The organism is Clostridioides sp. LIBA-2809, assembly GCF_056688965.1.
On the sequence record NZ_CP197004.1, the window covers coordinates 3,084,472 to 3,107,463 of the forward strand.

At 28.8% G+C, this 22,992-nt stretch carries 35 protein-coding genes; all 35 read right to left on the bottom strand.

Features of this window, described 5'->3' with window-relative positions:
• Positions 1 to 21 precede the first annotated feature (21 nt).
• Positions 22 to 840, bottom strand: a complete 819-nt coding sequence (locus tag ACTG44_RS14615; protein WP_479920702.1) for a BRO-N domain-containing protein — start codon at positions 838 to 840, stop codon at positions 22 to 24.
• Between the two features lie 121 nt (positions 841 to 961).
• Positions 962 to 1,144: a hypothetical protein gene (locus ACTG44_RS14620; RefSeq protein ID WP_021394946.1), complete on the bottom strand. Its 183-nt coding sequence runs from the start codon at positions 1,142 to 1,144 to the stop codon at positions 962 to 964.
• 177 nt (positions 1,145 to 1,321) lie between these two features.
• Entirely contained in the window at positions 1,322 to 1,951 is a 630-nt protein-coding gene (locus ACTG44_RS14625; protein WP_479920703.1) for a hypothetical protein, read from the bottom strand.
• 197 nt (positions 1,952 to 2,148) lie between these two features.
• Entirely contained in the window at positions 2,149 to 2,997 is an 849-nt protein-coding gene (locus tag ACTG44_RS14630; protein WP_479920704.1) for an SHOCT domain-containing protein, read from the bottom strand.
• A gap of 738 nt (positions 2,998 to 3,735) precedes the next feature.
• Positions 3,736 to 4,176, bottom strand: coding sequence for a phage tail assembly chaperone (locus ACTG44_RS14635; protein WP_479920705.1), 441 nt, complete (start codon positions 4,174 to 4,176; stop codon positions 3,736 to 3,738).
• Between the two features lie 70 nt (positions 4,177 to 4,246).
• Positions 4,247 to 4,720 (bottom strand): phage tail tube protein, encoded by a 474-nt coding sequence (locus ACTG44_RS14640; protein WP_223195609.1) that lies wholly within the window; start codon positions 4,718 to 4,720, stop codon positions 4,247 to 4,249.
• A 16-nt stretch (positions 4,721 to 4,736) separates the two neighbouring features.
• Entirely contained in the window at positions 4,737 to 6,047 is a 1,311-nt protein-coding gene (locus tag ACTG44_RS14645; RefSeq protein WP_479920706.1) for a phage tail sheath family protein, read from the bottom strand.
• A 1-nt stretch (position 6,048) separates the two neighbouring features.
• The gene (locus ACTG44_RS14650) at positions 6,049 to 6,234 is read right to left on the bottom strand and encodes a hypothetical protein (RefSeq protein ID WP_479920707.1); all 186 of its coding nucleotides are present in this window, start codon (positions 6,232 to 6,234) and stop codon (positions 6,049 to 6,051) included.
• A complete protein-coding gene (locus ACTG44_RS14655) occupies positions 6,218 to 6,655 on the bottom strand; it encodes a phage tail terminator family protein (protein ID WP_479920708.1) in 438 nt (145 codons plus the stop codon). The genes ACTG44_RS14650 and ACTG44_RS14655 overlap by 17 nt, the downstream gene beginning before the upstream one ends.
• Positions 6,648 to 7,073 carry an HK97 gp10 family phage protein gene (locus ACTG44_RS14660; protein WP_021385813.1) on the bottom strand — a complete coding sequence of 142 codons (426 nt, stop codon included), beginning with the start codon at positions 7,071 to 7,073 and terminating at the stop codon, positions 6,648 to 6,650. Before ACTG44_RS14660 ends, ACTG44_RS14655 begins: the two co-directional genes overlap by 8 nt.
• On the bottom strand, positions 7,073 to 7,435 hold the full coding sequence (locus ACTG44_RS14665) for a hypothetical protein (protein ID WP_479920709.1): 363 nt from the start codon (positions 7,433 to 7,435) through the stop codon (positions 7,073 to 7,075). Before ACTG44_RS14665 ends, ACTG44_RS14660 begins: the two co-directional genes overlap by 1 nt.
• Positions 7,429 to 7,830, bottom strand: coding sequence for a hypothetical protein (locus ACTG44_RS14670; RefSeq protein WP_479920710.1), 402 nt, complete (start codon positions 7,828 to 7,830; stop codon positions 7,429 to 7,431). The genes ACTG44_RS14665 and ACTG44_RS14670 overlap by 7 nt, the downstream gene beginning before the upstream one ends.
• Before the next feature lie 9 nt (positions 7,831 to 7,839).
• Positions 7,840 to 8,073, bottom strand: a complete 234-nt coding sequence (locus ACTG44_RS14675; protein WP_254481872.1) for a hypothetical protein — start codon at positions 8,071 to 8,073, stop codon at positions 7,840 to 7,842.
• Complete coding sequence (locus tag ACTG44_RS14680) at positions 8,073 to 8,972, bottom strand: capsid protein (protein WP_479920711.1); 900 nt, start codon at positions 8,970 to 8,972, stop codon at positions 8,073 to 8,075. Before ACTG44_RS14680 ends, ACTG44_RS14675 begins: the two co-directional genes overlap by 1 nt.
• An 11-nt stretch (positions 8,973 to 8,983) precedes the next feature.
• The gene (locus ACTG44_RS14685) at positions 8,984 to 9,547 is read right to left on the bottom strand and encodes a phage scaffolding protein (RefSeq protein ID WP_479920712.1); all 564 of its coding nucleotides are present in this window, start codon (positions 9,545 to 9,547) and stop codon (positions 8,984 to 8,986) included.
• A gap of 63 nt (positions 9,548 to 9,610) precedes the next feature.
• Positions 9,611 to 9,907: a hypothetical protein gene (locus tag ACTG44_RS14690; RefSeq protein ID WP_479920713.1), complete on the bottom strand. Its 297-nt coding sequence runs from the start codon at positions 9,905 to 9,907 to the stop codon at positions 9,611 to 9,613.
• A gap of 19 nt (positions 9,908 to 9,926) precedes the next feature.
• Positions 9,927 to 10,415 (bottom strand): hypothetical protein, encoded by a 489-nt coding sequence (locus ACTG44_RS14695; RefSeq protein WP_479920714.1) that lies wholly within the window; start codon positions 10,413 to 10,415, stop codon positions 9,927 to 9,929.
• Complete coding sequence (locus tag ACTG44_RS14700; RefSeq protein ID WP_479920715.1) at positions 10,416 to 10,595, bottom strand: hypothetical protein; 180 nt, start codon at positions 10,593 to 10,595, stop codon at positions 10,416 to 10,418.
• A gap of 73 nt (positions 10,596 to 10,668) precedes the next feature.
• The gene (locus ACTG44_RS14705; RefSeq protein ID WP_021395626.1) at positions 10,669 to 10,917 is read right to left on the bottom strand and encodes a hypothetical protein; all 249 of its coding nucleotides are present in this window, start codon (positions 10,915 to 10,917) and stop codon (positions 10,669 to 10,671) included.
• Between the two features lies 1 nt (position 10,918).
• Positions 10,919 to 12,454 carry a minor capsid protein gene (locus ACTG44_RS14710; RefSeq protein WP_479920716.1) on the bottom strand — a complete coding sequence of 512 codons (1,536 nt, stop codon included), beginning with the start codon at positions 12,452 to 12,454 and terminating at the stop codon, positions 10,919 to 10,921.
• Positions 12,444 to 13,886, bottom strand: a complete 1,443-nt coding sequence (locus tag ACTG44_RS14715) for a phage portal protein (protein ID WP_479920717.1) — start codon at positions 13,884 to 13,886, stop codon at positions 12,444 to 12,446. The genes ACTG44_RS14710 and ACTG44_RS14715 overlap by 11 nt, the downstream gene beginning before the upstream one ends.
• Positions 13,887 to 13,891: 5 nt before the next feature.
• On the bottom strand, positions 13,892 to 15,169 hold the full coding sequence (locus tag ACTG44_RS14720) for a PBSX family phage terminase large subunit (RefSeq protein WP_479920718.1): 1,278 nt from the start codon (positions 15,167 to 15,169) through the stop codon (positions 13,892 to 13,894).
• Positions 15,156 to 15,908, bottom strand: coding sequence for a phage terminase small subunit (gene terS / locus ACTG44_RS14725; protein ID WP_479920719.1), 753 nt, complete (start codon positions 15,906 to 15,908; stop codon positions 15,156 to 15,158). Before terS ends, ACTG44_RS14720 begins: the two co-directional genes overlap by 14 nt.
• Positions 15,909 to 15,968: 60 nt before the next feature.
• A complete protein-coding gene (locus ACTG44_RS14730; protein ID WP_407815318.1) occupies positions 15,969 to 16,619 on the bottom strand; it encodes a hypothetical protein in 651 nt (216 codons plus the stop codon).
• A gap of 156 nt (positions 16,620 to 16,775) precedes the next feature.
• Positions 16,776 to 17,051 (bottom strand): heavy metal-binding domain-containing protein, encoded by a 276-nt coding sequence (locus tag ACTG44_RS14735; protein ID WP_021384859.1) that lies wholly within the window; start codon positions 17,049 to 17,051, stop codon positions 16,776 to 16,778.
• A gap of 514 nt (positions 17,052 to 17,565) precedes the next feature.
• Positions 17,566 to 18,048 (bottom strand): hypothetical protein, encoded by a 483-nt coding sequence (locus ACTG44_RS14740; RefSeq protein ID WP_479920720.1) that lies wholly within the window; start codon positions 18,046 to 18,048, stop codon positions 17,566 to 17,568.
• Between the two features lie 102 nt (positions 18,049 to 18,150).
• Positions 18,151 to 18,876, bottom strand: coding sequence for an antA/AntB antirepressor family protein (locus ACTG44_RS14745; protein WP_479920721.1), 726 nt, complete (start codon positions 18,874 to 18,876; stop codon positions 18,151 to 18,153).
• Between the two features lie 13 nt (positions 18,877 to 18,889).
• The gene (locus ACTG44_RS14750; protein ID WP_479920722.1) at positions 18,890 to 19,297 is read right to left on the bottom strand and encodes a RusA family crossover junction endodeoxyribonuclease; all 408 of its coding nucleotides are present in this window, start codon (positions 19,295 to 19,297) and stop codon (positions 18,890 to 18,892) included.
• Positions 19,287 to 19,541 (bottom strand): hypothetical protein, encoded by a 255-nt coding sequence (locus tag ACTG44_RS14755; RefSeq protein ID WP_223195876.1) that lies wholly within the window; start codon positions 19,539 to 19,541, stop codon positions 19,287 to 19,289. The genes ACTG44_RS14750 and ACTG44_RS14755 overlap by 11 nt, the downstream gene beginning before the upstream one ends.
• 21 nt (positions 19,542 to 19,562) lie before the next feature.
• Positions 19,563 to 19,778: a DUF3850 domain-containing protein gene (locus tag ACTG44_RS14760; RefSeq protein WP_479920723.1), complete on the bottom strand. Its 216-nt coding sequence runs from the start codon at positions 19,776 to 19,778 to the stop codon at positions 19,563 to 19,565.
• A gap of 84 nt (positions 19,779 to 19,862) precedes the next feature.
• Entirely contained in the window at positions 19,863 to 20,186 is a 324-nt protein-coding gene (locus ACTG44_RS14765; protein WP_479920724.1) for a DUF1827 family protein, read from the bottom strand.
• 17 nt (positions 20,187 to 20,203) lie between these two features.
• Positions 20,204 to 20,377 carry a hypothetical protein gene (locus ACTG44_RS14770; protein ID WP_479920725.1) on the bottom strand — a complete coding sequence of 58 codons (174 nt, stop codon included), beginning with the start codon at positions 20,375 to 20,377 and terminating at the stop codon, positions 20,204 to 20,206.
• Complete coding sequence (locus tag ACTG44_RS14775) at positions 20,374 to 21,099, bottom strand: phosphoadenosine phosphosulfate reductase family protein (protein WP_479920726.1); 726 nt, start codon at positions 21,097 to 21,099, stop codon at positions 20,374 to 20,376. Before ACTG44_RS14775 ends, ACTG44_RS14770 begins: the two co-directional genes overlap by 4 nt.
• A 4-nt stretch (positions 21,100 to 21,103) precedes the next feature.
• Positions 21,104 to 21,973, bottom strand: coding sequence for a radical SAM protein (locus tag ACTG44_RS14780; protein ID WP_479920727.1), 870 nt, complete (start codon positions 21,971 to 21,973; stop codon positions 21,104 to 21,106).
• 8 nt (positions 21,974 to 21,981) lie between these two features.
• Positions 21,982 to 22,980 carry a nucleoid-associated protein gene (locus ACTG44_RS14785; protein WP_479920728.1) on the bottom strand — a complete coding sequence of 333 codons (999 nt, stop codon included), beginning with the start codon at positions 22,978 to 22,980 and terminating at the stop codon, positions 21,982 to 21,984.
• Positions 22,981 to 22,992 lie beyond the last annotated feature (12 nt).

A 22,992-nucleotide genomic window follows, 5' to 3' on the forward strand; every position in this document is an offset into this window, starting at 1 on the left:
AATTATTTAATACAATATCATTTACTCAATTTTGTATACCACATGATAATTCTTCTTTTCACCTTGTATCTTAGCAGGCTTATTATTATCATCTATCCAACACTTAACCTTATCTATTACACTCTTTGTATATTTATTTACAGTACCAGTCCAAGAGCCATTTGTTTCCCAAACTCCCTTAACTTCACTATCTTCTAAATCAATCTTTTTAATAATCTCACAAACAGCCATCTGTGCTGGTTTATTACTCTTAGAATATATTTTCAGTTTAGATGCTATTTGCTTTGTATCAAAATAATGTTCTTCTTCATCTATCTCAATTGGTAAATCAATTCCCGCTTTTTTGTACAATGTCTTTGCTGTTAGCAACTTAGATTTATTGTCAAAGCCCGCATCATCTAATAGTTCTTTTAACATAGATGTACTATTATAAGCCAGTTGTAACTTTTCAATCTCACTTGCTTTTTCTCTCAACTTATCTGGATTAGCATTGTTAGTTATGTATGCACCATGTTGTCGAATTTGAGGTAGTACTTCATCACTTATCCAGTCTTGAAACTTTTCTGCTTCTTCTTTCTGAGATTTAAATATTAACTTATATACTCCACTTTCAGTTAAGAACTTTTCACCCGTATTATGTAACTTTCTAAAGTCCTTATCTAGGACATTAGAATTTTTTAATAATACAGCTTGAGTATCATTCATTTTAGATAAATGATTTCTTATTGCACTATCACTTAACTCTAAACATTTTCCACAATCATATGGATTAAATAAAACTTGCCCATTATATTCAAATATCTCAATCTCTTTTCCTTCAAAATTCATTAATTCATTCATAGTAAAATCCTCCTTGAAATTTAATTGTAAGAAGTCCCTTACTATGATAGAATATATTTCATAGAAGGTAACTTCTTTGGGAAACAGTCGCAAGTGCTTTGGTCGGTGCAGCGGCTGTTTTTTATTTGTTTTTGTCAAGCTTCTCTTTCACCAATTCAATTCCTCTAATTACAACATCTGTTTTAGATATTTTAAGATTTTCAGCACACTCATTTAATATATCAGCTTGTTCTTGATTAAGTCTAACTTCAAATCTCAGTTTTTTAGAGTCTTTTTTTGGTGGTCTGCCTAATTTACTGGACATCTAATCACCTCTCTTTTTATTGTCCGTACTTAAATTATATTATAGTACGTACGATAAATCAAGAGTTTTTACTAATTTTTTCTAATTATTTTACTCAATCGACCAAATTTGAGCAAAACAAAAGCACCTACCATAAAAGTAAGTGCCTAATTTTTGTTTCAAAACCACATTAAATCTTTATTCAAATTTTATTGTCCCTAACTCTATCCAGTTTTCTTTGTAAAGTTCTGGATATCTCTTTTTTGAATCTTCTTCAGATGCTCCATTATCCCCATAATTTATTGCTTCTTCTAAATTCGTATAATTTGTTAAATTATATTTTAATACGATTTCTTTGACATTCATCTTCTTCTCAGTTAATATTTTAACTTGTGCATCAAATTTATCATGTGCTGGAACTTCTTTATTATCTAACTTATCAGTCACTTTTATATCTTTAATTTTTTTATCCCAATCTGTACCATCTTTATTCCATCCAGCTTCAAACAGTTTTACAGGTCTATCTGTTGTATTCTCTACAGTTATATTTACAACCTTATATTCATAATCAGCAGCCTTTTTTGCATCTGACCCTACACCAAAATATTCTCCATTTTTATTAGGAGTTCCATCTTTATCATAATCGCCTTTCATTTCTTCTTTTGAAACACCTTTAACTGTAATTCTAATTCCATCTATTTCATTTGGATTAGACTTTTTTTCTATCTTAGGTACATCATCGTAGTCTTCTTCATCATCATTTGAGGAACATGCAACTACTCCTATACTTAGTAAACATAATATGATTAATAAAAAAAATCTTTTCATTTCCTAAATCCTCCATATTTTTTTATTTTATAATATATTTCAACATAAAATATGGGTTTACCTTTATTTTCATTAAATATCTAATTAATCATAATACATGTACTTAAATATATCTAATAGTACAATGTTAATATAATCTCCTCTACTTTATTGAATAACAAAAGCACCTACATATTTGTAAGTGCTTACTATATCATCTATTCTAATAATTCCTTTTTCTTTTTATTATATTCTTCCTGTGTAATTGCGCCTGAGTCTAACAACTCTTTTAGTTTCTTTATTCTATCTAGTGGGTCAATTCCACTACTTTGAATGTAATTATTGTAATTGTTTTTTTCTTGTTCTATTTTTTCTTGTTCTTGCTTCTCTTCTTGTTCAGTTTTAAGTTCAAATTCATTGAATTCTAAATTTTCAACATTATCTACATTATTTTGTATGTTTCTAAAATAATCAATATAAACAGAATTATATATACCACCATCATCTTTTGAATGAAATTCAAAGTTGGCCTTAGCTATTTTAATTTTTTTAAGAGCATTAGCAATTTCTTTTACAAACTTTTTACATTCTTCAGAATTGCTAAATTTTTCATTTTGCACAGTTAAATCAAAATACATACGATATCTTTTAAATTTTCCTACTTTTAATTCATATTTCTTTCCCTTGTATTCTTGAGGTACTAAAGCCTCTAGCTTAACTTTTAAATCCTTTTCTGATATTTCCATTCCATATTTTTCAATATATCTTTCTTTGTCTACTTCTTCTTGTATTCTTCTTCTTTCCATTTCCTTTTCTCTTTCTACAATTTCCCTTTGTACTTTAACAGTCTCAACTTTATTATCTGCTATCAAGGTTTTATCTTCCCAAGTTGCACAAAGATAAATTGAATAAGTGAAAAAAAGAACAGATACAAAACCCATAACTATTTTCTTTTCTATAAAAGAATATATAATCAACAAAAAAGCTATCATAACTAAAATATATTGCATAGAAGAAATAGCTATTATAAGTAATGCTATTGTTATTATTGGTACTAATATCCACATTGTAAAATTCCCCCACAAATTACTCATCTCACTCAATATTATAGCATAATTTGGCAAAACAAAAGCACCTACCATTTAAGTAAGTGCTTTCTTATTTACAGTTTTTACAATTAGATTTATTCATTAATTTAGATTCATTATCATTGTTTATAAAAATTAACATTAATTATTGTCAAAACTGACAATAATTAATGTTAAAATTTTTTTATTGTGGTATAATAAAAGCAAGGAAATAATAATTTACTTTATACAAGAGTAGTTATTTCCAATTCAGATTAAAAATTAATTACTTTTTTAAACCACTCTTATTGGCGTTTGAGTGGTTTTTTATTTTATCATACATGAAAGCTGATATAACACCAGCTAGTATACTCAATAAAAAATTTATCACCATATTGTTCCACCTCCTTCCGTTATGGAATTTGGCGTTTAAATATGGAAATAGCCACTCTTAGCACTTTTCAATTATTATTTTCCTTGCTACAATTATTATAACATATAACTCTTACATATTTTACCTATTATACATTTATTTTATATTTTTCTACCTTCTTCGCCCTCTCTTTTTCTCTCTTTCAGCTTCTTTCATTGCTTCTTCTTCATCTTCTATTTTAACAAGTATTGAGGCGGCTGCTAATGCTCTCTCATTAACTTCTAAATTCAAGTATTCACTAGGTTTCCACTTTAGTTTTTGAATACAATAATGAGTAATACTTGCATCAAAATCGCCACCTCTGATTAGTTTTTTGCTTCTTCTACTTTATCTTCAAATGTTGTATCAAATCCATTGACTTCATTTACTTTTACAGTGTAATTTACATACTCACCTGCTGTAAGCATTGTTTTTAATAGCTGAGCTTCTCCCATTACTCCATAACTATTTTGTAACTCAACGTCTTTCAAATCAGGAAATACAGTAGATGCTACACATAATTCAGCTACATAACTGTTATAGTCAATTTCACTAGTGTATTGACCAGTATGTTTCCCATTATTACCAATTACTTTCACTCTTTTAGTACAATCTCTTCTTAATACTTCATCTTCCTCAGAAGATAAAACTCTTAATTCCCATTCAACTGGTTTTCCTTCTTCATCTAAAAATCTATCACTTGCCACATACATTACATTCTCATTTTTTATTGCATTTTGACTTAAAAAAGCACTTAAATTACTCATATTATTCTAATCTCCTCTTATTTTATTTTTTACATAAAAAATACACATCCATAATTTATAAATGTGTATCTTACTCCATACCTAATAATATTTTAAATTCCTCTGGCATATCAAAATCATCAAAAGTAAAATCTATATCTTCCTCTAAATATTCACTATCAGCATCAAATGTAGCTAATATTCCCCCATCCATATTACATTCTTTTAATATAATGGTTTGTCTTCCAACACTTGATGTGGGGTCTTCATTAGTAATTTGCATATCAAAATATACATCTTCTCCAGTTTCCTTATATCTAAGCATAAGTTTTCTAAAGATAGAAGTATTATAATGAATGGTTGCACTTCCAGTTCCTTTCCAACCAGTAGTCTTATTTCCTTTTCCTGTTCTTCCTAAGATTGGTATTTCACTTTTAGTTTTTTCAAACTTTGCTTCTACCTTTATACATTGCATAAGATGGTATCTCTTACCTTCTATTGTTACAAAACACTCTGCTAATGATGCACTTATTGCATCTTTTGAATTCATAGTAATATTACTCATTTTTTAACACTCTCCTCTAACTAACTGAAACAGTCATATAAAGCTTACTCATAGCATTTATAACCTTAACTGCATCACTTACTATAACTGTTTTCTTATAGTTTCCAAGCTCCACCAAAACATCATCAGTTTTAAAATCTTCTATTGCTCTAATATTTTCTAATTCTTTGTGATGCTTAACAACATCATTCCAAAAACTTATTCTTCCTGCTGCATCATTCGGAACTTTACCTAAATACTTTTCATTAAATAAAGTTGCAATATCATTAGCTATTTGGTCTAACACTCTAATAGATTGATTACTTGAAAAATCGTCATTCTTATCATCTGTAAAACTAACAAAAGTGTTTATATCCTCTAATACATGGACTTCATCTCCAACTTTATGAAATATAAACTTACCAGTTTTTAAAGCTTCCTCTAACTGTATTTGAGTATAATTAACATCAACATCAAACTCGCCAGCATACTTTTTGTTAGTATTAGATTTATTTATGTCACATCCAGCTATAGCTCCAGTAGCCCAATAAATTAAGTTAGATTCTAGTAATCCAGTATCTTTAATTTTATTTTCTACAGATACTACACCTTCATAATCTGCATCACTTTTCTTATATAATACAGTTTGAAACTTAGCTCCTACCTTATCTCTCATTCTTTTTGTAAACTCTACAAACAAACTTTTAATCTCTGTTGTTGTAGCCAAACATCCTAGTGCATTAAATGAGTAACTTTCTATTTTATCTAAGAAAGCTTGATATTCTGTCCCTGTAACTGCTTCTCCATTAGTCCCACCAGTAAATACTAACCCTGCACTTGCTTCTAGTGTTGCATCCTTTTTCCAAGCAATATAGTCATTATCTTCCAAATCTGTAATAACTTTTGCTATTTGTGTATCAACTTTCTTATTATCCAAAAGTGTTACAACATCAAATTTAGTGTTATCATCAACATTGGTTGTTACTATTACCTTTAAGTCGTTACCTCTTATTCCACTATATTTAGCTATAGCAATGGTGCAACTAGCTTTAACACCTTTATTTAATTTATAGAAATAACCTAATCTTATATTTTTAAATAAATCTCTAAGACCTTTTAACTTCTCATGAGTGTAATCATATCCAAAATACTTCGTTGAATACTTTTCAAAATCATCACTACTTACTTGAAATACTTCTTCATCAATACCCCAATCAAGTTCAATTGGCATTGCAACAATCCCTCTATCACTAAGAGAACTTGTTGCCCTCTTAGCTGAGATAAAATTTATATAAGTGCCTGGAAGTATTTTATTTTGTGTTACGAATGTTCCTCCACCTAAAGCCATATTAACTCACTCCTTTCATAAAGCTATTTATTCTATCCTCTACTTCTAAGAAGGAATATAATTCATCTTCTTTTAAAATTGCATTTAATAAGTCTTTTCTGTTTACATATTTTTTAGAATTAACTATCTGCTCCTTAGTGAACTTGTAGCTATCTTCTTTACTTAATGTTTTACTCAAGTTTATCACCTCTCTTTAATCCACCAAATAATTCAACATCACTCATCTTATCCGTATTATTACTTTTTATAGTGAAGTAGTTGTAATCAACAAAGAAATGTAGTACATTATCCACGACTTCAAAGTTCATATTTGTACCCCTAACTAAATTTTCATTAATTTCTATATACTCTAATTCCTCCAGTAACATCTCAGCTATCTCATTTATTTCAAAATCCTTATCTTTTGAACGGGGTAAGTAATATACATCAAATGAATTTTTCTTCAACTCTCTGCCATTTGGATATGATGTTTTACTTGAATTTATAGGAACAATAAAAAAACAAGGTTCATTTATACCTTGCTCTACATCTTCACTATAAATTGTATAACTCTCTCCAAACGATTTGTCTAATTTTACTGATATTCCATCAATTATATTATTAAGCATCAAATACCTTCTTTAATAAATTTATTAATTTCTTTTCTATTATTACATCTACTTGACCTCTTAATTCTTGCACTGAAATAGTCATCATATATCTACCTTTAACCCAACCTTTATGATTTCTAGTTCTATGACCATATTCAATAAAACTGGCATATTTGATGGGGTTAATAATTTCTATAATGTAAGTATCTCCAGCTTTAATGACTGGAAGTGACCTTGCATAAGCTACACCATTCCAACCTTGTCGTAACACTCCTGTGTCAACTGGCGTACGTTTTATAGCTTTGCCAATTAATCTTGCTGCTAACTCTTTTGCACAGTCTCTGCAAAACTTATCGAGTTGACTCTCTTCCAACCTTTGTAAATTTCTTTGTAACTTCTTTAGTTCTTTAAAATCAACACTTCCACCTCTACCCATTATGCTTTATCCTTAAATAATTCAAGTATTACCTCTTGATGGTTTGGGTATATCGCAGATTCACCACTTCTTACATACTCTTTTGTAACATTATTTTGATTAGTTATAATAAGCTTAGAACCTGCTTTAATGCTTATATTTGGAGATATAAAGAGTTTAATTGTTTGCTCTAGCTTAGCTACTTTCCCTTCTGTAGCAGAAACTATATTTTTATATGAAATCTTACATGGTTGATTTTCTAATATGACTACTTCTTTATTGCTAGTCCTTTTACTTACAGGGTCTTTAATTGGTTGATATTCTACTATAGTGCATTTATCTCTATATAATATTTCTATTGCTTTCCTTGATTTGTTTACCATCTCAAACACCTAAAAGTTAATATTTTATCTTTACCATAAGTAGTAAGGTATGCTATAAGACTATCAAATCGTTGTTCAGGTGTTTGTGAGCCACTTCCTATAGCAAAGTCTATCTTTGTATCACCTTCTGATATAGACTTTTCTACAACTTCAAAATTGAGACTTTCTATATCTAATTGACCCATATTTTTCTTAGTAAATAGAAATTCTCCAACTATCATATCTATTTCAATATTTTTTAATTCTTTTGGAATTTCATTTATGTTACAATCTAGTTTAATGATATTCTCTATCTTTTCTTTAACAAAACCTATTAACCACTTATCTCCATCTTTTAATGTATATCCAAAGCTTTCAAGTCTTTTTTCTATATCATCAATTATATTATTTTCCATAACTCTCACCTACTTTTTAGTAAGCTTATTTTTCTCTTTAAGCTGCTTATTTTCTTCTTCTAAAGATTCAACCTTATTTCTTAAAATATTATTTTCAGCTACCAAATCTTTTATATTTAATGACTTACCATACTTTATTGCCTTACCAGTTTCATCTATTAAGTCATATCCCATTTCTAAGAAATCATCTATCCTACATTCTTCTATAGTTAATATTCTATTTAATTTCCTTACTTGTGCCATTATGCTCCAGCTCCTTCAACAACAAATTGTATTGCATCAGCTTTTTTATTTAATATAAATACATCCTCAAAACTTTCTTCAAAGTACAAGTATTTTCCTTCTGTAACTGCTCTTGGTTCGTCTAAAGTAGCGAACTGATAAGAAACTGGTGTAATTACTGCAGATGGATGTATTAAAGACATATTTATTTGTTTAGCTCCTGCTCCTGCTTTCCATCCAGTTGTAAAATCATATGCAGTTTTCATAAGTGCTGATGGAATTTTAATTATCTTTACTGTATCTATATCAGTTGTTTGACGATTAAGAGAAGTCCCTCCATCTTTTATATTTACTGTTCTTTGTATCTCTTTAGCATTTTTAATAATAGTGTTTATTACTGGTGTAACATACAATATTCTTCCATTTTCTGGGACCCTAGCTTCTGTCATCCTTTCCATCATCATGTCAAATATTTCTAAGACATTTGCAGTTGTAATAACTGTTGTATCTGCTACTTTGCCTAGTGATGTCCAATCAGCATATATTTTAGATATACAATAAGCGTCCATTTCAGGGAACTTTTGTTCTTCATTATATACTTGAGTTATATTACCTATTGAAGCTACATGGTTAGTTTGGTCAACATCCGCTGGATGAACTAATGTTGACCATTTCCTTTGGTTAGTTAATACTTTAGGTTCCCAAGCATTATCATAGTTTCTTTGAGCTACTGCAATTGTATCCCTATTTGAATCAACTCTCCCAGTTGTAGATATAGTTGGTATTTCTATTGTTTTAGACCCAGTCCATCTATATCTCCCATTATTTTCTGTTGCATACAAATCCCCGAAGTTTAAAGTATAAGGATATGCTTGTGCTAAAACATTTGAATATTCTTTTGCATAATTTAGTGCTGCCATTTTATTTCCTCCTATTTATTATTATTTTCATGAGGTCTTACCCCAGTAAAATTAAAACCAAAATCAGTTATTTTAGGTTCTTGACCTGGTGTTATAGTGTTTGTTTTAGGTTCTCCACCTTCTAGTGTTGCATTAAACAAATAATCTTTATCCACTTTTAAAGGGTTTATCTGTTCTTCAAAAGCCTTTTGTCTATCCTTGCTATTTCTTAGTGCTTCCATATCCAAATGAGCTTTTAATGCTATTTCATCCCTACATTTAACAGATTTAAAAGCATCCCCCAACCAGTAATTAAAGTCTTTTTCTTCAATTTCTTTTTTGTGAGTTTCTTCTAAAGTTTTCTTATCAGTTTCATAAGTTGTTTTTAAATTCTCTACATCTTCTTTTGTCATACCTCCTTCAAACTTTTTAATAGTTTCATTAGCTGTATTAAGTTGTGTTTCAAGATTCATATAATCTTCTTGAGTAACTGTAGTCTCTTTTATTTTATTTTCTATAGACTTTTGAAGAGAAGCTATATCAATCTTGTTATCCTCAATTTTTATTCCTTCTAGTAGTTCTTTTAACCAATCCATTTTTAATATCTCCTTTCATTTTTTTGCAAAATAAAAAAGCCTCTTAAAAGACTTTTAAATAACTTATTTACTACCAATAAAAATACCTGTTAATGATAATACAAAACAGATTATTCTTCCTACTAAATAACCTGCTATCATGCCTGCTAAATTAAAAACAAGCTTCATACAAGTAAACGTGTTAGCATCTATCATATTAGCTACATCTAATACATTTGATATAATTATACTTAAACCTACAATAAAACCCAAAGCTATCCCAACAATTATAATAAGAACTGATATAATATCTCTAACACTTGATTTATTTGGCTTTCCAATGTGTCTTTTTATATATCCTCTTGTATCTTTTTTAAACATATTTCCATCCCCCAAAAACTTATTCAATGCCTTCTCTTAGGTGTTTCACTAACTGTTTTACAATCTTATCTACATCAACTTTACAAGCATATTTATTCATTTTTTCTGTTAGTTTATCAATTTTATTATCTGCTTTTTCTAAAGTTACTATAAAAATCTCTAATTCCTTTGTGGCATTTTTAATATTTTCTTGAAAGTTTGTTGAATCTAAAGTTATCTCTGTTGATAATTTATTTTTTTCCCTATATTCAACTTTTTGATATGTCATTTCAAATATATCTGCTTTACATGGATATATTTCTCCTTTTACACCTTGTATAATATAATCCCCTTTATTAGCTCTCATAGTACCTTCTAATGTTTCTAAGTCACAACTCACATTACCACCAATACATTTTTCTTGTATAAAATTATAAGCTCTATCATTCTCAATAAACCATTTTGGTTCTACATCATAACCTAGTTTAAAAGCTTCTACTTCAACTGCTTTCTTCACAAACTTAGCCATTTATTTCTCCTCCTCAATTCTTATAAGTCTAATTTTATTTTCACTATTCTTTAATTTTATATCCTCACATGCTATATACCTTGGATACTGTAAATCCTCAATAATAGCAAATTTTATTTCTTTTTCATCTTTTATTCTATTTAATGACTTCTTTTTTTCTTTTATACAGAATTTAGTCATATTTCAAATCACTCTCTCAACTAAATTTTCACATAATAAAAGCACCTACCAATTAATCATTTAGCAAGTGCTTTTACATATTTACTATCTGTATATCTTTCCATAAATCCTTTAGTAATTTACCATCAATGTTGTAATTATCAACCATATCCTTACCATTTTTATAATACTTTGTATCTCCATCAGGACAAAGAGTAATAAATCTTGTATCATCATCTCCGATAGATATATTATATGGTTTGCTATATAAGTCAAATTCTATATCTAATCCTAAATCAATAGAATTAATTAAATGTTGCAAATTCTTAAATTTATTATCCATTTTATTCTCCTTTCAAAATATCTTTGTTAGCTATTTTATGAGCCTTTGTAAGCTCCATATCCTTCTCTCTTTTTACCCTGTCATGGTTATTTTCATCAGCTAACCAATCATGTTTATGAGGTACAATTTTGTGTTGCTTTGGGTTTCTATGGTCAGTTAAATCTAAATCTAATCTAGGTTTTCCTGTATTACCATAGTATCTTCTTTGAATTAATTTACCATCTTTGTAATTATCAAATACACTATTTGGTTTTGATTCAAATGGCACTGAATGAACACTTCCACTAGTTAAATTCCTCTGATTTTTAACTTGCCAATTTACATCTTTATAAAGCTTTTTAACTTCTTCATACCTTATAGTATCATTATACTTCATATGTTGATATTCATCAAATTTAGAAGGTATTTCATTTCCTAATACTTTTTTATATTCCTTAAATTGTTTTCTATCTTTACTCTCATTTAGTTGCATTTTTCTAAGAGTATCAGCTTTTTCTTTTCCAAGTCTATCCTCAATATGTTTCTTATACCACTCATTATATTTCATACTAGATGGTACATAATAAGTTTTACCATTTTCATCTCTTGCTGCTCTATAACCTTCTTCGTCCTCAAACCAAGGAGCTATTGTTGTCCGACAACGGCAATGAAATGGTGGAGCTGTTATCCCAACTTGATAATCTTTCATATCAAATACTTTACCATCTAATTCTCTACATATATTTGAGGTTCTTAAATCTAATGTGGCAACTATCTCATATTTTTCTACATCTAAATCGTTGAAACAATCTTTCCTAGAAGCTGATGCAAAGAAAGCTGATTCAGTCATTATTAAATTCTTAGCTTGAGATTTAGATACATTAAATCTCTTAGCAAAGTCATTTACTAGATTCTTTGGATTTTCACCTCTAATAATCGATTGAGTTAATTTAGTGTGTAGTTCATTTACTAAAGCAGGTCTATGTTTACCCCAAATTCTTTCTGAGAAATTTAACCCATCGCTGGTCCAAGGCTTAGAAATAACTTTATTTATTCTGTTAGTATCAAGACTCATTAAACTCCAACCAACGTTTAATCCTTGTTGAACATTAAAAGCTGTATGATAGTATCCACTTGTATAAATATCTTTCATTAACCTATCAATGCTATCAAGTTCATTTCCATAAAGTACTTCCACTTGTTGTTGTATTTGCAGTTTTAAAGCTTCAAGCCTCGTTATATGAACCCTTGCACTAGCATTTTCTAACTCTTTCATCCACTTTTGATTAATAGCATTTTCTTTGCCATATTTAATATATTCCTCAACACTCCACTTAAACTCTTCCAACTCTCTTGTGTTAAGTAGTTTCTTAGCTTCTAACAAAGAAATACCTTCATTTTCAGCAAATCTGTTATACCATGATAATATATCTTTTTCTATACTATTCATAGCTAATTTGTATTGCTTTTCCAATTCAAGATAATATTTTACACTTTTATTGTTTTGAGCTTCTTCTAATTGTTCAAATCTTTTCCTCCAATAATCTTTATGTTTCATCTATAACACCCTCTTGATTATTAGTAGGAATTAAATCATCATATTCTTTTTGGGTTTCTTCCTGTTTTTTAAGTCTTTCAAGTTCGTCATTAACATCTTCAACCCAAGGATGATTACTAACAATAGTTTCATCTGATATAATTCCAATTGATTTAGCTGCCATATCTATCTTTTCAGCTTCATTTATTATCATAGAATGGTTAAATGTTATTTGAACTGATTTATAATCATAGCTCTTACTGCTACTTATCTTTAAATACTCACATACAAACCATAAAAGCTCTCTAATTGCTTTTTTAAACTTCTTTTCAGTCTTAGAACATTTAAGGTCCAGTAATGAATATAAAAATTTAAGTGCTACACCCGATTTATCACCTGTATTTTGGCTTTCGGGATTGACGCCTTGACCAAAGATAATTATATTCTTTTCTAATCTGTCAAGAAGCTCCTTTTTAGCTTCGATTGGTATGCTTATCTCTAGCTTGTCAACTCCTCCTCCACCATCTACTTTAATTGATTTATAGTATCTTATATTATCTATAAACTCTTGTAGACTTGTTCCTGGATATTCTTTTAATACATAAATAACCTCTTGCATTTCATCTAAATTGTCTGCAAGTGTAGAAATGTTATTATCATATATATCAATTAAAGACTTATAGAAAGTTAAATCAGATACACACTTTTCATTATTTTTAAAAGGTATAAAAGGCACTTTACCCCATCCTTGTTCTTTGTTATTTATTCTAAAATGACCTTCTTGTATATCGGTCATTTTTCCATATTCATCATATAAAAGCTCTTGAACAAAACTATTACCTCTTTCAATAAAGTAAGTCACATCATTTTCTGTATAATATTCAACTCTTTTTATCTTGTTACCATCTATATCCTCAATGTAGTAAAACCTAATAAATGCGACTAATTCCTTCTGCCTTTTACTGTCCCAAATAGGAATAGCTTCCTCAGCAGGTATTATTACATATTTAAACTCACCTTTTCTATTAATGTATGGATGTAGCCATTCAATGCCTTTATTACTAGCATTAAGGTATAGTTCTGTTATTGTATCGTCAAATTCTTCCCCTAGCAGGTCATTTAAAAGCTTAGTGAAATTGTCATCATCTGCATTAAATACTATTGGATTTCCAACACTATAGCCCACCTTTTGGTCAACTAAAAGCTTATGGTAGTTATTAATTGCCTTATTATTAACCTTAGTAAAATCATCAACCTTAGCTCCATCTAAGAAATAATATCTTCTCTTATTGTTTATATCAGTATTACCATAATAGTATTCTTCTCCTTGTTTGTATTTCTCTGGTCTATGCTTTAAAATATAATGTTCTATAACTCTTGCTAGATTAAAAGTACTCTCTTTTTTTAGTTGAGCTTTTATCAAATCTGTTTCACTTATATAAATATTCAACACCTCCTTTACTTCAAGAAGCTTATTCCTTTTCCTCCAAATAATACTGTATGGACAAAATATCTAATAGCATCCATTGCATGGTCCATTGCTTTAACTGGTTTATCTTCTCCATACTCTAAAGCTTTTTCATCCCAAACATAAGAAAAGAACTCCTTAAATACATTAGAGCAACAATCATTAAATTTAATCATTTCTCTATTTAAAGCAGTTCCAACATTTCTTATTCCATTTAATACATCATTATTACCTTTTTTAACTCTATACTTCCCTTTATCTCTGATTAAAGTTATAAAAGAAGCTGCACTTGGGTCTATTATTATAGCTTTGGGATGTATATTGCCTAAAAAATTTACTAGTTCAGTATAATATTTATTGTCTGAATTTTGCTTTCCTTCTTTTCTTCCGTCGTAATAATACTCTTTTACTGCATACCAAACATCCTTACATTTGCCCCATAATATAAATACTGTAGCATTTTGAGTACCATAATCACATGATACATAATACTCTGTGTATTCTCTAATTCTAGTTAATACCTTGTGTATCTTTTCATTAAACATATCATAGATAACACCCTCAGCTTGACACCAAAGACCTAGAATATACCTCTTATAAAAGACACCTGTAAACATCCTTTTGAACTTATTTTTAACTTTTTCAGATAGAGATAAATTATCATCCATTGTGAAATGTAAATAACATATTAACTTTTCTTTCACTTTATCTATAAATTCAGTTTTAATAAAATGATATGGACCAGCAGGATTACAGTTCATGAATATCTTAGAACCATCAACAGAACATCTACCAATCATTTGGTCAACAAAGTTTTTAGGAAATAAAGCTACTTCATCAGCTAAAGCTCCTGCTGCTGTCAGACCTTGTAATTTATCTTGGGAAGATTCGTTATTAGCATCATACATATAATATGTGTTACTACCAATTACTAAAAAGTTTTCTGAACGATTATATTCAAATCTCCAGCCCCACGCATTGAGTATCTGTTTCATTGGTTCGATAACATTTTTCTTTAGTGAGCCAATAGTCTTTCCTGCAATTATGAAGTTTTCCCCTTCAAAATTAGTTTGTGTAAACATTAAGAAGCTGCAAATCATTGCTATAGTTTTACCACTTCTTATTGCTCCATCAGCTATTATGATGTCATGGTCCTTATATTTAGAACCTTCTCTCCACCAGTTAATAAGTTTTAGTTGTTTTCTTGAAAAAGGCTTGAACTCAAATCGTTTTTCTTGTCTTTTTTGTTTTCTTCTAAGTAGAGCCATTTTTGACCTCTCCTTCTTCTTCAAACAAAGCTTTTATACCTTCTTCACTCATAGAAGTAGCTTCTAAGAAGCTTTGTATAGCTTCTGAATTATCGTCTTTATCATCACCAAACAACTTAATTTTCTCAAGTTCTACTTTAGTTCTCATTGTGTCTATTCTTGTCTTTTGCTCCTCTGTAGCCAAATTCCAATCCTTATGAATCATTTCATCATACTGCTTTATAAGACTTCTAAGTTCACTCATAGCTCTACTCTGTGCATTAAGAAAAGATGCTTGCCTATCCCATGCAAATTGAAATTCATATTGTATTTCTTCTCCAGATTCTGTTGTTTTTTCTTTTTTAACTTCCTTTATCATTTCTTCCTTATCTTTAACATACATTATCTTTTGTGCTCTTATTATTGCTGCATATTGAATTGTTATCTGTTCCCAAAGAATATCAAATTTATCTTTATTCTTTATCTCATTAATTAGGTCTTGAGTTTCTTCGGGTAAGTATTTTGAGAAGAAACCAAATTTTTCAGCATTCTTATTACCAGGTGGACCAGTAGCATTTTTATTACCTATGGGTGCACCCCTTTTATTTTTAGGTGCACTCTTCTTTTTCTCACTAGCCCAGTTGTATCTCTTAATCCATGACTTTAAAGTATTTAAACTAATGTCATACTTTGCTGATATTTCCTTTTGTTTCATACCTTTTAGGTAATCTTGTTTTACCTTTTCTTTGACATCTTGCACATCACCACCTCGTTTGTTTGTCGTTTTGGGAATTAAAAAAAGAACTCTGGTTAGAGTTCTTTAGCTTATATAAAATCTATCATGACTTTTATCATAATCTTTTTCTCTTTTTTGTATATTTTTCATTATGTCTTTATTCTTTATAGAGTAATCATCATTAATATGCTTAAAAATATTTACTGAAAGATAGAAGAAAAAAATTGTTAAACTTATATATCCAATAAAACGCTTTATATCCTCAAAAGTCATAGTTTTGAACATAACAATCTTAGATATAAATAAATACCCTGATGCTAAAGCTCCATATGTATATAGAATACTCAGAAAAAATAGCAGCATTATAGATAGAAAATCAGTTATATCAGATATATTATCCATGACTTTGTATATATTTTTTCTTTTAGATGGATGTATTTCCCAATAATCTGCAACTAAAATTTTATGTAACAAACAAAAGTTATTTTCATCTACCAAGTAAAAAATATATTTAGGTATATAATAATCTTCTAGAGTGTACCTACTCTTTATATAATCAACTGCATTTATATTATCGTTATTTTTATATACATTAATATAAGGAACTAATAATTTATTAAAATAAGTATCTGTATGAGTTTCTATTATTTTTTGATTTTTACTAAAAAGTGTAATAAAAGTTGTTATAGTAGCTATTATTGTGCTTAAACAACTTAGAAATAAATTATCCTTCATTTTATCCCTTCCAAAGTATAAAATTCAACTTTAAAGGTCAATATCCTTCAAAAACCATTCGACAACTACAAAATAATTCTAAATAATACTCTTATTTAATTTATGGTATAAAAAAAGACCATCTATTAAGATGACCTTTTAGATTAATCTCTATTTTTACAAAGTTTTTACAGCTGTTCCATATGCAAATATTTCAACAACTTGTTTTTTGCTTGCAAAACCATCTGCCACAGCAATACGATATTCAAATTGACAATTGATTACAGCATTTCCACCTAATTGTTCACATTTTTTCTTTAATTGTTCTTTTACTCCTTTAAATGCTGAGTTTGGGTCTGCACCTCTAAATATGCCTTCCTTATGAGAGTCTATTGCAAATATAGCATCTATAACCCCATACTCCTCTTTAATATCTCCAGTACTTATAATCATGTCTATATCCTCCAATACCTTTTTCTTTAATAGTAGTCCAAGTTATATGGTATTTCAACAAAAACAATTATACTTTTATAGTACTTTTAAAATCAAAAGACTAAGTTTGTCATAACCTAGTCTTTTCAAATGGGAGATACATATTATTTAAGGGAGCAAGTTCTAGGAATCGAACCTAGATTAAACACCAGCACTCACATGGTGAGTGAGGTTACCAAGCCCCACTCGATTTTTAGACCTCTGAATTAAGATAAAATTGTATGAGATTTTAATCTCAATTCAAATACTTAATATAGTGTATCAATAGATTTTGAACATAGTTAGAATTGAACTAACAGCATCCTCATGCCCTGCCTAGTCTGTTCACATAAGCTAGAGTAATCCCTTAACCCTAGCTTAATATATATTTAGTTTTGAGAGGGAAATATTTCATTTCCACAATATTATTATCTCACGTTTTTGCCAATAAAAAGTCTCACGATAGTCTCCAAAAAGTCTCAAAATAGTCTCATTTTTAAGCTTTCCATGAAAAAATGGGCAATTCAAACTCTTTTATTTTCGGATATAACATATCCATGATTTTACAAACTATTCTTTTTCTTATTCTAAAGCAATGACTTCTATCTATGTGCATAGCATTAGACATATAATCCATGTTTATCTTTTCATTATTCATATACATTTCATTGAAGAACTCTGTTTCAAAGCTATTTAGACTTGTTAATGCACATTCTATAGTTTCTTTTTCAATCTCTAGTGTTTTCTTATCTTCTTTTAATCTATTTAAATCATCTTCTCTTTTAATAACTTCATTTTCCACACTTGAACTTATATTATAAGTAGGTCCTGTTTTTTCTTCATAACTTTGAGCCTTACATCCACAAAACTCGTTTTCTAACTTTTTAATATATATATCTTTTATTCTTATTTGACTTTCTAATTTTTTATAGTTATATAATCTACCTTCAACCTCTTGAAATAGTGTCTTTTTATTCATACTTCCACGCTCCTATCAATTATTTATGTTATAATATTTATTAAGGATAATAATTCTATATTTTTGACAAGTGGAGTGTGAAAGCACTCCTTTTTTCTTTAATTAACAGAAATTATCTTTTTCAAAGAAACTAATTTGATTTGTTTTTCTTTCAGATTTTATAATTCTTATTGACTCATCTATCAAATTTAATGAATTAAGTAACACATCCTTCGGTATATCCTCCCATTTATCAGCACCTAATACCAATAAAGTTCTTTTCTTAACAAGTTCAAATTCTTCATTAACTTTTGATATCCCTAATCTTTCTTTTATATAAGAAGATATATCGTATTTAGTTTTAGATGTTGGTCTATAGTATTCTGAACACTCTTTTTTAAGTTGCTCCATTTGTATATTATGTTTAACTTCCATTTTAAGCAATGATTCATTCACAATAGTATTAATTTGACTAAGTTGTGAATTTGACAAGGTTCTATTGAGTAACTTCTCTAATCTTATAAAGTATCTTCTTATTTCCCTTCCTTTATGATTGTTTTGTACCATAGCAAGTTCTTTTGCTACATCAAGCTTTAATACATATTCCTTAGATGGTCTACCACCATTTGAGTTTTTCACATTTTTATGAAAAACTGAATAATCCTCATTTTCCTTAAATCCATATTGTTTAATCCTATCTTCAATCCAGTCTATAAACTGTCTCTTAACTTCTAAGTTACTATGTAGCTCTCTAGCAAAAACTATTTTCTCTCCTGTATCAGTTTCATAAACTGTAACCAAATCATCTGCTACAACTCTTAAATTTTCATTTATCATAATATCGTTCATATTTATACTCCTCCTATAATATTTCTTCTAACTCAATCTCGATTCTTGGTCTATCACTATAATATTTACTAGCTACAACCTCAACTATCTGTGTATCATCCTTATAAGCTATCTCATTAAGTGCATCAGCTACAATCTTAACAACATTGTCAATATCGGGTTTCTTACTAGGTCTTAATACATTATTTCTTTTCTGCTCTTTAACTTTTTTACTGTTACTTTTAGCTATAGAATAATAGCATCTTAAAGTCATTTTTATGTATCCATCAAAATAGTATCTAACTTTAGATTGATACAGATATTTTATATAATCCTCATAATTTTTAGTTTTATTAGGTGTATAGGTCCTTTTAGCGTAAGTATTCATTCTTGGTCTTTCTTTTCCAATTGGTTCTCCATCTATTGTAAAATTAACTTTCAAAATTATCTCCCTTGAAATTAAGGCTATCTAAAAAGTTTTCTAACTTAAGTTTTTTTAATTGTTCATTTGTTTCTTTCATAGAAATTAACTTTATCATACAGTCATGTACTTCAAATATTTGCAAATAATCTAAATTCTGTACTTTATCATACAATAAATCTTCATCTACACATTTAAATTTATTATTAGTTTTTTTTAATTCTTCAAGCATTGAATTCTTCATCAAATTCATTAATTCTAACATTTACTCTTCCTCCTTAAATTTTTATTTTATTCCCAGCTCAACATACCCATTTCCCAATTTAATAAGATACTCAACCTCTTTGTTTACTTCAATTCCTGTAAATTTTTTATTTTTAAATGACTGTAATATAACTGTATCTCCTGCTTTAAAATCTACTGTATGCTCTACTTCAATTTGTTTTTTATTCTTAATTACATCTTTAAAAGTGCTAGAAGCTATCTGTAATTCATGTATCATACAATCACCTCTTTATAAGTCAAAGTAAGTCTATAGACTTCTAGTTTCATTCACAAACTTACCTTGACTATTTATTTTTACAAATTATTTACTTGGAACTGCATTATCCTCTATTTCCCAAAGATGAAAGCAATTTTCATGTAAATTTATATATTCTTGTTTTGGTGGCAATATCTGTACTATAGTCTTATTTGGTTTCATTAATTTATATCTAACATACTTAATTTCATTCCAATTAGGAAATCTTTTTTCATTTGATATAGTTAGATGCTCTTTTCCATTTTCAACTGAATATATAACATTGCTCCCAGTATCCATATTATATATTTTCACATCTTTAGCCCCTAATCTTTCAAGCGATTCTTTTGCAAGAATGGACCTATCATTTTTATTCTCAACTAATAACATTTTATTCCCTCCAAATTTTATAAATAATTTTCTGCTTCCTTCTTCAACCATATTTTATGTGCTGTATCACAATCTTCACTTTTACAATCTCTCTTAGTATTTTTGCAACTACCACAAATCTCTTTACTAAATCGCTTATAACTTTCTTTCTCTGTGATATTCTTTGACTTGCACATTTCTTTATTAGTCATATACTCACCTTCTCTGTTTGAAAGAAACTTATCTGTCTTTCATTTTCTATATCTTCATTACTAAATCGTCTTTCTAGGTCATGTACTGTTGTTCCATCAGCTTTGAAAGGTATTGGACTATCTTTATCCAACTTAAGCATACCCCCCCACAAATCAGGGTAATATTTTCTTAAAGTTCTAAGACTCTCCAAACTCTGTTTAGGACATAAGTAACAACCTGTTCGTTTGAATCTGTGATGTATTTCATAATAGAACCCTTTTTCTTCTAAATACTTCAAGCAATCTTTTTCAGTCATTTTTGCTTCGTAAAGCGGTGCTATGCAGTTTTTTTCTAGCCTTCTGTATCTGCTAGGTTCATCAAAAGCGATTCCGATATATCGCTTGTGTTCTCCAACTGAATTGAAATATTTATTAGCAGGAGCAAGTTTTAATCTACTATTGCACCATGCCCCTAAAAGATAAGGAAAGCCCCATATTTGACCTTTACGTTTTCCTTTTCCATTTACTGTATAAAAGTATTCTTCAAAAGTTTTTTCTGCTTTAATTCTTGTTATTTTAAAGTTTATTCTTTTTTCAAAATCATCTATTATATCATAAATTTCTTTAAACTCTAGTCCTGTATCTATGAAAACAATCTCGTTTAATGGAAGTCCTTTTTCTAATATTAGAAGTAGCATTGCAGCTGAATCTTTTCCTCCGCTAAAACTCGCTATATACTTCACATTCTCACCCCTTATAATCTTCAAATTTATCTACACTTCTGAAAATAATCTTATTATTAACCCATCTTTGCAACCTTCTATACTCATGATGGCATTTCCATTTTTCAAATATCATTATATAAGGGTCATAATCTAACTCTTTTAATTTATAAACACGCTCTAAATCTTCCTCAAAAGTAGTATTGAAATTAGTAAGAACATAAACACCTAGTTTTTGTTTTTTAAAGTTCAATTTACTTCTAAATTCTTTCAGCTTGTCATATGTATTAAACTCATAATTGTCCCATGCAAAATGAATCCTTTTTATTTTAATTCTATTAATCATTTCTGCCTTTTTCTCTGTCATAAGCCTTATATCAAGCCCTTGAGTGAAATCAACCCAAGCTTTGCTATTTATAAGTTGCTTTAAGAGTTCTTCCCACTTACTACAAGCTAAAATATTAGGGTCTAATAGCTTAATCTCTTTTTCTCCCCTCCAAAACTGGTTTAAATCGGCTACTTTATAGCTTTTGCTACCTTCCTTTTCTTGTACAATACAAAACTCACAACCTCTAGGACATCCTCTTGTTAAGTAGCCATAAGCAATATTTTTAATATCATATAAATCATAATCGGGATACATAAATTCAATCTGTGATGGCAATTTATTCTGTAAATCATATCCTGTGCCACCCTTTATGACTTCCTTAGCATTTATAACTGTGTAATCATCATCTGAGAAAGTAAATACTTTGGTTTTATATACTTTGTCATATTTTTTAAAGAAATTTACAAATTCCACTTTATCACCTAATTCTTTGTGGTATGCTGATATTTTCATAAGTGCTAAATTAGGAAAGTTATGCCCATCAACATCTATTAACCCTACTTTCATATGAGCACCTACTTTTCATTATAAAAACTTACATTTTTAATAATTATATCTACAGTTCCATTCCCATTATGTCTAATACCATATTTCATAAAATCCTCAAAATCATCCATTTTGCCTTTTATCTCAATCCCTGTATCTGTTTTTATATGTCTATTTTTTAGATTTTTCTCAACCCATTTTTTATCAATATTAAAACTTCCATCAAGACCTTTTTCTTCTACATGGTACTTAAAACTATCTTTTAAATCTTCCTTTATTGCTATTTCAGTAAACTCATTTATATCAAGTTTTTGCTTTTCTCTTAGCATGTAAAGTAAGATACTTCTTACGTCTTCGCCCTGCTTCATATCACTATATAAATTCTCTATAAAAGCATCTACCAAGCCTTTAAACACCTTAGTTTTATACTTATCATCTTTAATTTTAGTAGTATTTAAAAACTCTGTAACAAACTTAGAATTAGTTTCTTCCTTTTCTGCATCTTTATCTAAAACACTTAGATGATACTCATCATTAACTCCACTCAAACCAATAATTGCCCCTATTTTAATTGCTTTAGTCTCTTGTATGTTAACTTCATTAGTTGACATCTGTATATTAAATTTATCATTTTCAAACTCAATAGAATGAGTATACGACTTGTTGTAATCAAGTCTTAATATAGCAATTCCTTTTTCATCTTTTTCAGTATATAAGCATATTGCTAAGTCACAAGATTCTAATGTAGCATTCACTTTCATAATCTCAAACAAGTAAGATGCAATCTCTTTAGAGTTACTTAAAAATGAATTTTCATCATATATTATCTGTTCACAACATTTCTTAATCAGATTGTTACTATAGTCATTAAATACTGCTTTTCTGATGTCATTATCTCTTAATACTTTGTTGATTTTCTTTTGAAAGAATATGTCCATATCTTGGCTAACTTTACCTTCAAAATCATTTAGTATTGGAGTATCGCTATTCTTATCCAAAACATGTATTATAAATTTGTGTATTATCATAATTCCACCCCT